Annotated in this window: 14 protein-coding genes; 3 read left to right on the forward strand and 11 right to left on the reverse strand. The window is 59.0% G+C overall.

Annotated features, from left to right (window positions below; all coding sequences use genetic code 11):
• Positions 1 to 720: 720 nt before the first annotated feature.
• Positions 721 to 1,638: a DUF2333 family protein gene (locus tag ACZM8Y_RS07895; RefSeq protein WP_302552732.1), complete on the forward strand. Its 918-nt coding sequence runs from the start codon at positions 721 to 723 to the stop codon at positions 1,636 to 1,638.
• A gap of 291 nt (positions 1,639 to 1,929) precedes the next feature.
• Here ACZM8Y_RS07895 and ACZM8Y_RS07900 read toward each other — a convergent pair whose 3' ends face one another.
• The 10 genes from ACZM8Y_RS07900 to ACZM8Y_RS07945 form a co-directional block, all read right to left on the reverse strand.
• A complete protein-coding gene (locus ACZM8Y_RS07900) occupies positions 1,930 to 2,937 on the reverse strand; it encodes an NAD-dependent epimerase (RefSeq protein WP_482332390.1) in 1,008 nt (335 codons plus the stop codon).
• A 177-nt stretch (positions 2,938 to 3,114) separates the two neighbouring features.
• A complete protein-coding gene (locus ACZM8Y_RS07905; protein WP_487480019.1) occupies positions 3,115 to 3,870 on the reverse strand; it encodes a hypothetical protein in 756 nt (251 codons plus the stop codon).
• Complete coding sequence (gene coaBC / locus ACZM8Y_RS07910) at positions 3,837 to 5,057, reverse strand: bifunctional phosphopantothenoylcysteine decarboxylase/phosphopantothenate--cysteine ligase CoaBC (protein ID WP_482332379.1); 1,221 nt, start codon at positions 5,055 to 5,057, stop codon at positions 3,837 to 3,839. Before coaBC ends, ACZM8Y_RS07905 begins: the two co-directional genes overlap by 34 nt.
• Positions 5,057 to 5,647, reverse strand: a complete 591-nt coding sequence (locus tag ACZM8Y_RS07915) for a hypothetical protein (protein WP_489501700.1) — start codon at positions 5,645 to 5,647, stop codon at positions 5,057 to 5,059. The genes coaBC and ACZM8Y_RS07915 overlap by 1 nt, the downstream gene beginning before the upstream one ends.
• A gap of 462 nt (positions 5,648 to 6,109) precedes the next feature.
• The gene (locus ACZM8Y_RS07920; RefSeq protein WP_302552738.1) at positions 6,110 to 6,436 is read right to left on the reverse strand and encodes an AzlD domain-containing protein; all 327 of its coding nucleotides are present in this window, start codon (positions 6,434 to 6,436) and stop codon (positions 6,110 to 6,112) included.
• Positions 6,433 to 7,191, reverse strand: coding sequence for an AzlC family ABC transporter permease (locus ACZM8Y_RS07925; protein WP_302552739.1), 759 nt, complete (start codon positions 7,189 to 7,191; stop codon positions 6,433 to 6,435). The genes ACZM8Y_RS07920 and ACZM8Y_RS07925 overlap by 4 nt, the downstream gene beginning before the upstream one ends.
• A gap of 270 nt (positions 7,192 to 7,461) precedes the next feature.
• Positions 7,462 to 7,959, reverse strand: coding sequence for a hypothetical protein (locus tag ACZM8Y_RS07930; protein WP_479858901.1), 498 nt, complete (start codon positions 7,957 to 7,959; stop codon positions 7,462 to 7,464).
• 171 nt (positions 7,960 to 8,130) lie between these two features.
• On the reverse strand, positions 8,131 to 8,526 hold the full coding sequence (locus ACZM8Y_RS07935) for a (deoxy)nucleoside triphosphate pyrophosphohydrolase (RefSeq protein WP_302553519.1): 396 nt from the start codon (positions 8,524 to 8,526) through the stop codon (positions 8,131 to 8,133).
• Between the two features lie 423 nt (positions 8,527 to 8,949).
• On the reverse strand, positions 8,950 to 9,543 hold the full coding sequence (locus ACZM8Y_RS07940; protein ID WP_302553520.1) for an IMP cyclohydrolase: 594 nt from the start codon (positions 9,541 to 9,543) through the stop codon (positions 8,950 to 8,952).
• A 60-nt stretch (positions 9,544 to 9,603) separates the two neighbouring features.
• On the reverse strand, positions 9,604 to 9,744 hold the full coding sequence (locus tag ACZM8Y_RS07945; protein ID WP_005025216.1) for a hypothetical protein: 141 nt from the start codon (positions 9,742 to 9,744) through the stop codon (positions 9,604 to 9,606).
• A gap of 124 nt (positions 9,745 to 9,868) precedes the next feature.
• On the opposite strand from ACZM8Y_RS07945, the gene rlmD reads away from it, so the two are divergent.
• Both rlmD and ACZM8Y_RS07955 read left to right on the forward strand, forming a co-directional pair.
• A complete protein-coding gene (gene rlmD / locus ACZM8Y_RS07950; protein WP_479858902.1) occupies positions 9,869 to 11,218 on the forward strand; it encodes a 23S rRNA (uracil(1939)-C(5))-methyltransferase RlmD in 1,350 nt (449 codons plus the stop codon).
• Positions 11,219 to 11,622: 404 nt separating this feature from the next.
• Positions 11,623 to 12,243, forward strand: a complete 621-nt coding sequence (locus ACZM8Y_RS07955; RefSeq protein WP_479858903.1) for a LysE/ArgO family amino acid transporter — start codon at positions 11,623 to 11,625, stop codon at positions 12,241 to 12,243.
• Positions 12,244 to 12,357: 114 nt separating this feature from the next.
• On the opposite strand, the gene ACZM8Y_RS07960 is transcribed toward ACZM8Y_RS07955, so the two are convergent.
• The gene (locus tag ACZM8Y_RS07960; protein WP_487480242.1) at positions 12,358 to 12,591 is read right to left on the reverse strand and encodes a hypothetical protein; all 234 of its coding nucleotides are present in this window, start codon (positions 12,589 to 12,591) and stop codon (positions 12,358 to 12,360) included.
• Positions 12,592 to 12,889 lie beyond the last annotated feature (298 nt).

The following is a 12,889-nucleotide window of genomic DNA, read 5'->3' on the forward strand; positions in this document are numbered from 1 at the left end:
ACTTGTTTTGGGGGGGGCGAAAGCCTGACAAGCGGCCCGCACAGCGTGGCTGGATCGGTGAACAGGCACTTCTCACGCGGCTTGTTGACGAGGGGCCCGCACAGCGTGGCTGCAGAACGGCATTGTGGTTATTGTGATTTTAAGAAAAATATCAACAGATTACTGTGGCGGCATCTTCTGGAAAAGGCCCCTGCCCCTTCCCGGAGTGTCGGCCCGGATTGTGCGGGAGATTCGCTTCTGCAATGAAAACAACATTCCAGCTATCTGAAATTCAAAATGAATTTTTTAAAAAAGGCTGTGCCGTAGAAAACGGTTGATGCTTTATTTCCTTGAAATTTCAAAGAAATAACCAATAAAATCCCCCAATCACAGAGCCCATCAGCGGAAAATTTTGAGAAAAAACATATATTTTCAGTATATTGCTAAAACAAAACAACCATGTACTCTGACAGAGCCTTAGAAAATCATCAAAAAGGCGAATGTCTCGATTGAGCCTATCCCTTTATCTTTCAAGCCGTTTGCCCTATCTTGAATCCTTGCTTGCGGAAGCGGGCAATAGGGACGGCCTGCGGGCAGGGCGGGAAAGGCGGCCTCAGGAGGGGGCGGCGTGCTTGTCTTTTACGGAAACGGCATTAACGTTATAAGGCGATTTTCTTTGGAAGCCGGGCGCTCCGGCTTTCCTCTTCTTTCCGTACAAACGTAGCGAGACGAGGTGTTTTGGTGAAACTCCCCGAATTTGGTTTTTTGGAAAAATGCAAGATTGTCGGCAAGACGCTGCTGGTGCAGGTTTGTTTGTTCATTACGTTGCTGCTGCTCGCGTGGGGCAGCCAGGCTCTGTATGCGAAGATCGATCGCACGGAATTCCCCACCCCCGTCCAGATCGCCGAAGCCGACAAGCTCGATGAGAACGCCAAAGGGAAGGCGCTGGTGGATGCCATCACGCATCAGATGCGCTATGAACTGGACTCCACGTTCGGATGGAGCATCAACGACATTTTGTTCAACCGGTTTGTGCTGGACAACCGGGCGTACCGGCAGTACGGCGTGTACCATGCCACCAAGGTGCTGATGGATCTGTATTCCATGACCATCGCCAAGCTCGGCACCAACGACCGCGAGAACGAGATGCTCTACAAGGCCCGCCTGAACAGCTTCGCCATCGATCCGCGCAGCTTCATGTTCCCGTCCGCCGAGTCGTCCTACAAGAAGGGGCTCAAGCTCATTGAGCAGTATAAGGAAAGCCTCGACAAGGGCACCGGCGTGTACAACTGCCGGACTGACGACCTGTATGCCTCCTTTGACCTTGTGATCGGCGAAAACCTGCTCGGCTACGCGCTCGGCCTGCTCGAAAACTCGCAGGAACTGCCGTTCTACACGCTGGACAACCGCATTTATGAAGTGCAGGGCATTGTGCTGGTCGTGAGGGACTTCATCAACGCGCTGTATGAACTGTACCCCGAAATCAGCAGCAAGGGGAATGCGGGCAACATGGCCGCCGCGATAGAATACATGAACCGGATCTGTACCTATGATCCGCTGTACGTCACCTCTAAGGTCAACTCCGGCGAACTCATCATTTCCTATGTGCTGTTCGCCAAGAACCGCCTTGAAGACATCCGCAACAGCATACGCATCTAAGTTTTTTATGGCTCTGTTGTAGCATGTGGTTTTTCATCTCCACAGTGCGGTGAAAATACAGCCTTTTTCTCCGGTTTTCCCCTCGGCGGGAACCACGGCCAAGGCGTTTTGCCGGTTATCCCTCTGGAGCTTCAAGGAAAAAAGCATCAACCATTTTCTATGACACAGCCTTTTTCATCAAGCGCAAAGCAAAAGGGAGGACGGCATGCCGTCTTCCCTTTTTTCGTAGGGAATCCCCCGTCAGGCGGGAAGTTCCCAAAAGCGTATCCGCCGCCTTCCAAAAACTGGGGGCTACGCGCCGTAGTATTCCTTATACCACTTCACGAACTGCCCGACGCCGTATTCCACGGACGTCTGCGGGCGGAACCCGGTGTCCGCGATGAGGTCGGAGACGTCGGCCCATGTGGCTTCCACATCGCCGGGCTGCATGGGCATGAGGTTGCGGACGGCTTTTTTGCCGAGGGCGTCTTCAAGCGTGCTGATGAAAGTCCCCAGTTCGACCGTATTGTTGTTGCCGATATTGTAGATACGCCACGGCGCGGTGCTGGTCGAAGGGTTGGGCCTGGCGCTGTCCCACTCAGGATCGGGCTGGGGGATGCGGGCCATGACGCGCATCACGCCCTCGATGATGTCGTCGATGTAGGTAAAGTCGCGGCGCATCTTGCCCTCATTGAAGACCTTGATGGGCTCCCCGGCGAGGATGGCCTTGGTGAACAGGTAGAGGGCCATATCCGGGCGGCCCCACGGCCCGTAGACGGTGAAGAAGCGCAGCCCCGTAGCCGGAAGGCGGTACAGGTGGCTGTAGGTGTGGGCCATGAGCTCGTTGGCTTTTTTGGAGGCCGCATACAGGCTGACCGGGTGATCCACGTTGTCGCGCACGGAGAAGGGCATGGACGTATTCATGCCGTACACGGAACTGGACGAGGCGAACACCAGATGCCCCACTTTCCCGTGGCGGCAGCATTCGAGCAGGTTGCCGAAGCCCACAAGGTTGGACTGGACGTAGCTTTTGGGGTTGATGAGGCTGTAGCGCACGCCCGCCTGCGCCGCGAGGTTCACGACATGCGAGAACGTGTTGCGGCCGAATACGGCTTCCAGCGCGGCATCATCGGCGAGATCCGTATGCTCGAAGGTGAATCCGGGCAGGGCCAGCAACTGCGCAAGGCGATCCTTCTTGAGCTGTACCGAATAGTAATCGTTGAGGTTGTCGATGCCGACGACCGTATGCCCCTCGGCGACTAGGCGTTTGGAAAGATGGAATCCGATGAACCCGGCTGCGCCGGTGACGAGAACGTGCATGTAGACCTCTTTGGCTGATTGATGCGTGGGAAGAGGTGCCCGGCCGCGCTTTCCGCGCAAAGGGGACGCCTCCGATAGTTTGCCCGTAAAAAGGCTGTTCCGCTGCGGATGGCACGCCGCCCCCCCCAATGAAAGGGACACACCCGGAAGGGCTGCCCCGTCTTCCCCAACCCCCTTCTATCTTCCCGCAATAATGGATTTTAAGAAGGTGATAAGCTGGGCATAGCGCTGCGGTTCCCCAATGAGGCCGTCGACGTGCGGCGTGACCACATAGCGGTATCCGTGCACGATGCTCGGCAAAAGCGGGCGCAGATCGGCAAGGCCGAGAGCTGGCGGAACCTGCCCGCACATGAGGATGACGCTTTCGGGCTTGAGCGCGGCTATGCCGCTCAAAAACATCCGGGCGTCAACCGTCGCCTCCGATTCGCCGTCCCCATAGGGATAGCGGTTCAAGGGCCAGAACGCATGGCTCCCCTTGGGGAGCGCCATATCCCCAAGCAAACGGCGCAGGAAATCGCGGTGGGCGGCATCGGCGTCGCCGCCCAGGTCACGGCTGAGGGACGGATAAGACCAGACCAGCAAGGGGCGGGGCGGGGTCTTTTTAAGCAGCGCCTGCCAATAGGCGGGCCATGCGTCCGGCGGCAGGATGTCGGCGGCCCGCGCCGCTTTTTGGGGGGCGCTGGAAACAGCCTGCGGCTGCTGGGGAGGGACGTAGGGAGGCGGCTGGCGGCGTCCCTCGCGCTGCGGCGGCGCGCCGTACTGCCGGGGGGGGCGGACGGGAGGCGCGGCTTCGGACGGTTCGGGTTCCGGGCGCGCCAGCAGCCGTTCCCTGACCTCCTCGTCGAGGAGCAGATGCGTGATCCCGGCCTGACGCCACGGACGGAAGGCCGGGGAAATGTTCAGCGGGACAGGAGCCACGAGAGCAGTCTCCACGCAACGTCTGTTTTGGAAAGGCGTGCCCAGCGTTCTTCGCGCCCGGAGGCGTCGGCGACGAAAACCGTGTTGTCCGCCGTGCCGAAACCGTCCTGGAGCAGGTTGCCCACGACCATATCGGCTTTTTTGGAAACGAGCTTGCCGCGGACGGAGCCTTCGAGGTTCTGCGATTCTGCGGCAAAGCCCACGACCTTTTGATCCGGCCTGCGGCCTGCGGCGAGCGTTTTCAGGATGTCCGGGTTGGGTGCGAAATGGACGTCGAACCCGTCGGGGGCGTCGCTTTTCTTAAACTTCTTGTCGCCGCCCTGCGCCGGAGGCACAGGGGAGAAGTCGGCTACGGCGGCGGTAAACACGCCCGCGTCGCACTGCGGCCACACCGAAGCGGCGGCCTCCAGCATGTGCCGGGCCGATCCGACGTTGTGCCGGGCGATCCCGGCGGGCAGCCACGGCGTGCCCGGCCCGCAGACGGCCTCAACCCGCGCGCCGCGCAGCCATGCGGCCACGGCGACCGCCGCGCCCATCGTCCCGGTAGACGGGTTCGTCCAGAAACGCAGCCCGTCCCAGTGCTCGCGGGTGGGGCCGAGGGTGACCATGACCCGCATGCCTTCCATATCCTGCGGGGCCAGCGCGCGCAGCCCGGCGAGGTAGATTTCCCGCAGGTCGGCAAGGCGTCCCTGCCCTTCCTCGCCGCATGCCGTACGCCCGCAGCCGGGCTCGACCACGGCGCATCCCCTCCCGCGGAGGGCGGCGATATTGGCCTGCGTAGCCGGATGGCTCCACATGGCGGGATTCATGGCGGGGGCGATGACGGCCTTGCCCCGGAAGGCAAGGGCTTGGCAGGCCAGCAGTTCGTCGGCCTGTCCCTGCGCCAGCCGCGCGATGGTGGCGGCGGAGGCGGGGGCGATGACGAGGGCCTGCGCCACTTGGCCCGGTTCGAGATGGGCGAAGGGCGAGGGCGCCTGCGGATCATCAAAGGCCGCCGTGTATACCGGGGCCGCGCCGAGTGCGGCGAACGTCAGCGGCGTGACGAATTTCTGGGCGGAGGGGGTCAGGGTCGCACTGACGGAAACCCCCGCATCCTGCCACTGGCGCACGAGATCGAGCGCACGGTAGGCGGCGACGGAGCCGCACACGCCAAGATGGAGGCGGGCCCCGCCGACGCCGCGGAAGGCGAGATGTGCGTCCATTACTGGCTCAGGCCCTGCTGATGCACGCCGCCGGAGCTGCCCGTGCCCGTGGACGTGTCGGGCGTCAGATAGAACGACGGGGTGGAGCTGCCGCCCGCGTCCATTCCGGCGGAGATCCCGCCGTTGCCCATAGTCGGCAGGACGCCGTCGGCGAGCCGGGTCATGGCCCAGATTTCCATAGCGGCGGTGGTGGTCTGATCATAATAGTAGATCACCACGTACCGTTCGCCTTTTTCGTACAGGTGCATGGTCTTGGAGCCGATGGCAGCGCCGCGCAGGTTCCAGCCCTGACGGTTCATGTTCAAAATCATGGCGTTGGCGAGGGAGGGCTTGTCCACGCGGCCTTCGACGGTGATGAGGCCGGTCTTGGTTCCGTCCTGAGCCACGGAAATGAGGCTGCGCTTGGCGTCCACGGACATGTCGCGGGGAATCGGGACATCGGGGAACTGATCAAAATAGACTTCGCTGCCGTCGGAGGATTTCGTCTCGAACGGATTGGAAATATTGAGCTCCGCGCACCCGGAAAGGGGGAGCAGGGAACAGATGAGCAGCAGGCAGTAAAGAGCACGCATGGGAAACTCCTTCGTCATGGCGGTGTCCGGGAACCCCCGGCTTTCTGTTCATAGCCAATCTTCGCATGATGCGCAAATAGAAGGCGATGGCGTTCCCGGCCCTTGCCCAAAGGAAAACCCGGAAGCCTGCCCTTGTATCCCCAAAGGGCTCCCACCTGAGGCCCATATGCGCATAGGCATCGCCTGTTCCCCCCTCTACCACAAAAGGCTGGCGCCGGAACGGGCTCTTATCAGGGAACCGTTGGATATCCTGCGGCTGCTCCCCCCGGCTCGCACCGGAACGGACTCTTTACGAACGAAATGCAAACCGGCCGCATCCGCTCCCCCCGGCTTGCGCGGGAACGGACTCCTTCCGCGCGGCCTCCCCGCCAGTCGAAAATCTTTGAAGAGGATAGGGGAGGCTTGGAGGGGGAAGGGGAAACTTTCTCTAGAAAGTTTCCCCTTCCCCCTCCAACTATCCTAATACCTATCCCATACCCCTTACGCCATCCAGTACCGGATCAGCGCCACGGTGCCCATGCCGACGGCAAGCGCGCCGAACAAGCTGCCTTTTTTGTACCAGCAGATGAGCAGGGTGGGGAAAGTGGCGATGAGGAACAGGTTGTCCCCAGCAATATTGAGCTTGCCGTCAGCGAGGAGCAGATCGGGCGCGACCAGCGCGGCGAGCACGGAAACGGGCACAAAGGAGAGCCAACGCGTCAGGAGCGGCGGCAGCTCGCGCCCCGCCAGCAACGTGACCGGGAGCACGCGGGGGATGAGGGTCACGAGGGTCATGCCGAGGATGCAGAGCAGGAGATCGATGTTCATGCTTTCTTCCTGAGGGCGTCGATGTTGCGGTCGCGGTGGGTGACGAGCAGGGCCCCGATGGTGGAGGTGATGACGCTGGCGATGATGACGTTCCAGCGGCCCGTATCGCACATGGCGAGGATGACGGAAAGCAGCGCCGAGAGGATGGCCGCCAGCGTGTACAGCCGCTCCTTGCACTGGGGGACGAGCAGGGCAAGGAACATGGCGGGCAGGGCGTAATCAAGGCCGAACAGCTTGGGATCGGGCAGGAAGTCGCCGGCCACCGCGCCGATGAGCGTACCGAGCACCCAGCCGCTGTGTGAGGTGAAGTTGGCGGCGTACACCAGCGGAAGCCGCGCCTTCTCGCCCGTGGCCATAGCCATGCTGTGCATGGCGAAAACCTCATCCGTAAGCCCCCAGCCGATGATGAACTGCTGGAAACGGGTGAACGGCGCGAACCACGGGGCTACGGCGGCGGACATGAGCACATGCCGCAGGTTGATCACGAACGTGGTGAAGACGATGGAAAAGACGGATGCGCCCATCCCCCATAGGCCGACGGCGATGAACTGCCCGGCCCCGGCGTAGACGAACAGGGAAAAGAGCACGGCGTATACGGCGGGAATGTTGTTCTGGACGGCAAGCACGCCGTATGCGAAACCAAGCGGCACGTATCCCAAAAAGATGGGGAACCCGCGCTTTATGCCTGTAAGGACGGCGGAGGAGGAAGAGGCTTCCGGTTCCGTCTTGGCGGTTGATTCAATGGTGTCGGACATGATGCTGCTGCGAATGTTGATGGGGGCTGAAAGCTGACGGGATCGGCACAGGGCTCTTGCCGCAAGGACGGAAAGAGCCCTGTGGAAGGAGTCGGAAGATATACCGAAACACACAGGGCGTCTAGTTTAAAAAGGCTCCGTCATAGTACGTGGTTGTTTCATCTCCACAGTGCGGTGAAAATACAGCCTTTTTATCCGATTTTCCCCTTGGCGGGATCCACGGCCAAGGCATTTTCCGGTTATCCCTTTGGAACTTCAAGGAAAAAAGCATCAACCATTTTCTATAACACAGCCTTTAAAAAAGCCTTTGAAAGCGGGCCGTACTTCATCGGCATAACGCCGGGATCTTCGCCCGCCTCGCGCCGAGGAATGCGGCAAGAGACATCTTTTGTTTTTGGCTGTGCCATAAAAATGGTTGATACCTTTTTCTTTGAAGTTCCAAGGGGATAACCAATAAAATGTCTCAGCCATGAAGTCCGCCGATGAGAAAACTGGAGAAAAAGGCCGTATGTCCACCGTGCTGTGGAGATGAAACAACCACGCACTATGACGGAACCTTGTTTTTTTAGGGGATGCGTTTGTCTCAGAGCCACAATATGGTGAAGACACAGCCCCTTTTTCGTTTGGCTGTGCCATAGGAAACAGTTGATGCTTTATTTCTTGAAATTCCAAAGGAATAACTAAAACGCCCCAATCATGGAGCCCACCAGCGGAAAAATTGGAGAAAAAGCCTCTGTTTTCAGTATATTGCTGAAATAAAACAACCATATGCCATGACAGGGGCTTTCGTTTTCCCCGTTGCCGGATTCCATGATTGAGGCGTTTTGCCGGTTAGCTGTTTGGGGCTTCAAGAAACAAAGCATCAGCCATTCCCTGTGGCACGCCCTGAAAAAAGCCCCTGCCGGAACAGGGGCCTTTTCCACCGCTATGGAGAGCAAGTTACGGGCGGCTCAGGTCAAACAACAGCGGCCGGTCTGCCTCAAGAAAGGGCAGCGTTTGGGCCTCTTCGGGCGTCACCCAGCGGAAGGCCTGCCCGTCGTTGGCGGCAGGCTCCCCGGAAAATTCGGTGATATGGAAGAAGTGGAGCCGCACCGAACGGAAATCGTAATCGTGCTCAACCGTGCGCCAGAGCTTCGGGTTGCGGATGGACAAGGACAATTCCTCAGCGAGTTCGCGGGCAAGGGCCGCTTCCAGCGACTCGCCGGGTTCGACCTTTCCGCCGGGGAATTCCCAAAAACCGGCCTGCGGATGACCCTCCGGGCGCTGTGCCGCGAGAAACGAGCCGCCGCGCCACAAGATGCCGCCCACCACTTCGATCCGTGCCTTCCCTTCCATCTTCCCCCCCTTAAAAAACAAGGCTGTGCCATAGGAAACGGCTGATGCTTTATTTCCTGAAATTCCAAAGGAATAACCCATAAATGCCCCAATCAAGGAGCCCATCAGCGGAAAATCAGAGAAAAAGTATCTTCAGTATGCTAAGGAAATAAAACAACCATATGCCATGACAGAGCCAAAACAGGCGTTTCGCCGCCTGCCGTCCTTTTTTGCCCATAGGCTTTCTGTCAAAGCTTGCCGCCGGCTGAAAACGGGCCCGCCCATCCGACGGCTTTCATCCTTTTTCCTGCACCCAATAGGGGGCAATCCCATCGTGCGCCCTTCCGCCTGCCAAAGCCTGGGAAAAGGGCCGCTGTCCGCGCAGGCAGGTTTGGGGAAGGGAAGGGCGCTCTCCTGAAACTGCCTCCCCCTCCCCAATCCATCTTAGTTCTTCGTGAGGTACTCGGCGATCATCGCGTCGTAGCGCGAAGTCTTGGCGAACGTACGGGCGGCCATGCGCTGGCGGAAAGGCAGGGAAACGCGCATATCGTTGGCCTTGAGTTCCGCCGTGGCTTCCGCGTAGGCATCGGGATCGGACAGTACGAGGATGCTGTGGAAGTTCTTGGACGCCGCGCGGAGCATACAGGGGCCCCCGATGTCGATTTCCTCAATGGCTTCGCGGGGCTTCAGCCCCTTGGCCAGGGCGCTCTCGAAATCGTAAAGGTTCACGCAGATGAGATCGAACGCCTTGATCCCCTTTTCTTTCAGGACGGCGAGGTGTTCGGGGTTGTCCTTGTCGGCGAGGATGCCGCCGTGGATATGGGGATGAAGCGTCTTCACCCGGCCGCCGAGGATTTCGGGGAAGCCGGTCACGTCGCTGACGGCGGTGACGGGAAGGCCCGCGTTTTCAAGGAATTTCAGCGTGCCGCCGGTGGAGACGAGCTCCACCCCGTTGGCATGCAGAAAGGCTGCGAATTCCGCCAGTCCGTCCTTGTGGGTGACGCTGAGCAGAGCCCGCCTGATGGGAAGAAAATCCATTCGATTTGCTCCTGATCCGGGTTGGGCGAGAAAGGGGAGAGGCCGGGAAGGGGCTCCCCCTTAGTGGTGCATGTGATCGCCTTTTTTGATACGATAAAAAGCCGTCGCCACAATGACGCAGAAATACACGAAAATAAGCGATACGCCCACAAACCCCTGCGGCGTGGAGTGCATGGCGTTGCTGACCAGCTCGTTGAACATGGCGGACTCCTTGGCTCTTCCGGCCCCGAACGCCGAAGGGGTTTTCCGGCGGACGCGGTCGGGACGTTAAAGTATTACATTGCCCGGCTTGCGATAAAAGTCAAGCGGGGGCTTTGGAGGAAGCATGGCCAAACCATTTGTAAATCCTTTTGTTTCCGGCCAGTTCCTCGAACTGCGCGTGGATGCGCTGGTGTCCGACGGGCGCGGCCTCGGACGTCACGGCGGCGTGGTCGTGCTCGTCGAGGACGCCTTGCCGGGGCAGCTTGTGCGGGCGCGGGTTTCCGCCGTGCGGAAGAGCCTTGCGGAAGCGGCGCTTGTCGAAGTGCTCGAACGCTCGCCGGACGAGCAGGGGCCGCCGTGCCCCCATGCCGGGCGGTGCGGCGGATGTTCGTGGCAATCGCTGGCGTATGCCCGCCAGCTCGCGTGGAAGGAACGCATCGTGCGCGACGCGCTGGAGCGGGTGGGCAAGGTGGCGTGCCCGCCCATGCTGCCCATCCTGCCATCCCCTTCCGAGTGGGGGTACCGCAACAAGATGGAGTTCGCCTTTGGGGTGTCCGACGACGGCGGCAAGGCGCTTGGGCTGCGGGAACGCGGTTCGCGCAGCATCGTTGAAGTGACGGGGTGCCTGTTGCAGACGCCGTTGACCATGCGGGTTCTGGAAGCGGTGCGGCTGTTGTCCAATGGGGCTTTTCGCGATCTGGACGGACGGTTCCTCGTCGTCAGGGAGCCCCATGCGGGCGGCTGTTTTGTGGAGCTGATTGCAGGGGCAGGAGGGAGCCCTGAGGCGGGGGAGCGGTTCGCGGCGGCGCTGCGGACGGAACTTCCCGAAGTGACGGGTTTCGCGCTGTCGGAACGCCTGGCCTCCAGCGACGTGGCCTATGGGGAGCGGACGTTGTACGCGGACGGGCGGCTTGAGGAGCGGATCGGCGATGTCCGGCTGCAAATGGGGCATAATGCCTTTTTTCAGGTGAATACGCCCGCCGCCGAACTGCTGTATGCGGAGGCTGCCCGGTTTGCCGCGCTTGAGGAACTGCCGGATCCCGTCTTGTGGGACGTGTACGGCGGCGTCGGCTCCATCGGCCTGTACATGGGGCGCAGTGCGCGGGTCGTGGGCATTGAGGAAATGCCCGGCGCGGTGCGCTGTGCCCGCAGCAACGCGAAGGCGCTGGGCAGGAAGGGATACAGGGTGGAGCAGGGCGATGCCAAGTCCGTGCTTGGGCGTCTGGTGAGGCTCGGCCCCAAGCCGGATGTGGTGGTGGTCGATCCGCCGCGTGCCGGGGTTGATGCCAAGGTCGCGCAGCAGCTTGCCGAGGCGGCCCCGCTGCGGCTTGTATATGTTTCGTGCAATCCCGCGACGCTGGCCCGCGATATAGCCCGGCTGACCCCGGCTTTCCGCCTGAAGGCCGCCCGGCCTGTGGACTTGTTCCCACAGACGCCGCATGTGGAAACGGTGGCCCTGCTGGAACGCGCGTGATTTCAGATTGAATAAAGGGCCATTGCTTTTGGTTCGGCCTCTTTTCGGCAACCGGGCGCAATCACGGCCTCACCTCCCGGTACTTTTTGTAAGGCTCTATTATATAGTATGTGATTGTTTCATCTCCACAGTGCGGTGAAAATACAGCTTTTTTCCGGTTTTCCCCTTGGCGGGATCCACGGCTAAGGCATTTTATCGGTTAATCCTTTGGAGCTTCAAGGAAAAAAGCATCAACCATTTTCTATAACACAACCTTTTGTAATCATTGCCGCTCAATGGGAATGGCGTGCGGAGATCATTCGGAAGGGGAACGGGTTGCCGCATGATGCCCGATTCCCCTAGGCCCATTCCTTTCCGCCACGGCATTGCAGCGGGCGCGGGAGCGGGAGCGAAAGAAGGGAACCATGCTTGCGTATCTTCAGGGGCTGTCGCTTGGGCTGGCGTACGTTGCGCCCATCGGCGTGCAGAATCTTTTCGTCATCAATGCCGGCCTGTCCCTGCCGCGGGCGGCGGCCTACCGGACGGCGCTCATCGTCATCTTTTTTGATGTGACCCTTGCGCTTGCCGGTTTTTTCGGCATCGGCGCGCTGATCGAACATTCCGGGCTTATCCGAAAGGGCGTTTTGCTGGCGGGCAGCCTTGTGGTGATGTATATGGGGCTCCGGCTCGTGCTGTCCCGCGAAGTTGCCAGCCCGGCGGTCAACGTGGATATCCCGCTCATGAAGACCATCGGCATGGCCTGTGTGGTGACATGGTTCAATCCGCAGGCAATCATCGACGTGTCGTTGCTGCTTGGGTCTTTCCGGGCCGCCTTGCCGCCCGATGAGTCCGGCCTGTTCCTCTGGGGTGTGGTCAGTGCGTCCTGCCTCTGGTTCCTGTCCCTGACCACCATTTCCTCGCTTTTCAAGAACCGGTTTACGCCGCGCCTGCTGCGCATCATCAACCTTGTCTGCGGCCTGATTATCTTTTTCTACGGCGTGAAGCTTGGCTGGTCGTTCGTGGAGTTATGGCAGAGTGCCTATTGACAGTACGGGAACACTTAGGTCGTGTCATTGTGTCGTATATAATTATTTGAAATTATTTAAATATTTTTTGTGGTTTAACAAGTTAATATAATTAACAAGTTCAATATATTGTATCTAATTGCCGACATAACCTAGAAAGTGGGAACCTTTTTGCCGTTGCCGTTGCCGATCCCAACGGCCTTGCAAAGACCTTTTCTGTAGGGCTGTGTCATAGAAAACGGTTGATGCTTTATTTCCTTGAAACTCCAAAGAAATAACCAAGAAAATTCCCCAATCACAGAGCCCACCAGCGGAAAATTTGGAGAAAAAGTATATATTTTCAGTATATTGCTGAAACAAAATAACCATGTCCTATGACAGAGCCTTCTGTAATGGCAGCCACATTCCTGAACGAAACAATCCGTTATAACGTATGGTTGGTATAGGCATCCAACATAGGAGGATACTCTCATTTTATACGGTTTTTCTGCTGCCGATCTGCATGGGCTTTTATTGATTCTTTAAGGCTGTGCCGTAGAAAAAGATTACTGTTTTATTTTGAGGCTGTGCCCTAGGAGCTGTCTCTAAATAAGTTCTCGACTTTTCGTCTTTCTGTTGTTTTGATGTCTGGCATGAGCAGACACGATATTTCAGACGAAAAATGGGC

The sequence above is a fragment of the Bilophila sp. genome (assembly GCF_057864385.1).

Bases quoted from the DNA above. Each gene is read 5' to 3' on its own strand.
- ACZM8Y_RS07925 (WP_302552739.1), bottom strand. From the start codon at position 7,191: ATGTCCGACACCATTGAATCAACCGCCAAGACGGAACCGGAAGCCTCT.
- ACZM8Y_RS07945 (WP_005025216.1), bottom strand. From the start codon at position 9,744: ATGTTCAACGAGCTGGTCAGCAACGCCATGCACTCCACGCCGCAGGGG.
- ACZM8Y_RS07955 (WP_479858903.1), top strand. From the start codon at position 11,623: ATGCTTGCGTATCTTCAGGGGCTGTCGCTTGGGCTGGCGTACGTTGCG.
- ACZM8Y_RS07915 (WP_489501700.1), bottom strand. From the start codon at position 5,647: ATGACGAAGGAGTTTCCCATGCGTGCTCTTTACTGCCTGCTGCTCATC.
- rlmD (WP_479858902.1), top strand. From the start codon at position 9,869: ATGGCCAAACCATTTGTAAATCCTTTTGTTTCCGGCCAGTTCCTCGAA.
- ACZM8Y_RS07900 (WP_482332390.1), bottom strand. From the start codon at position 2,937: ATGCACGTTCTCGTCACCGGCGCAGCCGGGTTCATCGGATTCCATCTT.
- coaBC (WP_482332379.1), bottom strand. From the start codon at position 5,057: ATGGACGCACATCTCGCCTTCCGCGGCGTCGGCGGGGCCCGCCTCCAT.
- ACZM8Y_RS07930 (WP_479858901.1), bottom strand. From the start codon at position 7,959: ATGGTTGTTTTATTTCAGCAATATACTGAAAACAGAGGCTTTTTCTCC.
- ACZM8Y_RS07920 (WP_302552738.1), bottom strand. From the start codon at position 6,436: ATGAACATCGATCTCCTGCTCTGCATCCTCGGCATGACCCTCGTGACC.
- ACZM8Y_RS07960 (WP_487480242.1), bottom strand. From the start codon at position 12,591: ATGGTTATTTTGTTTCAGCAATATACTGAAAATATATACTTTTTCTCC.
- ACZM8Y_RS07935 (WP_302553519.1), bottom strand. From the start codon at position 8,526: ATGGAAGGGAAGGCACGGATCGAAGTGGTGGGCGGCATCTTGTGGCGC.
- ACZM8Y_RS07940 (WP_302553520.1), bottom strand. From the start codon at position 9,543: ATGGATTTTCTTCCCATCAGGCGGGCTCTGCTCAGCGTCACCCACAAG.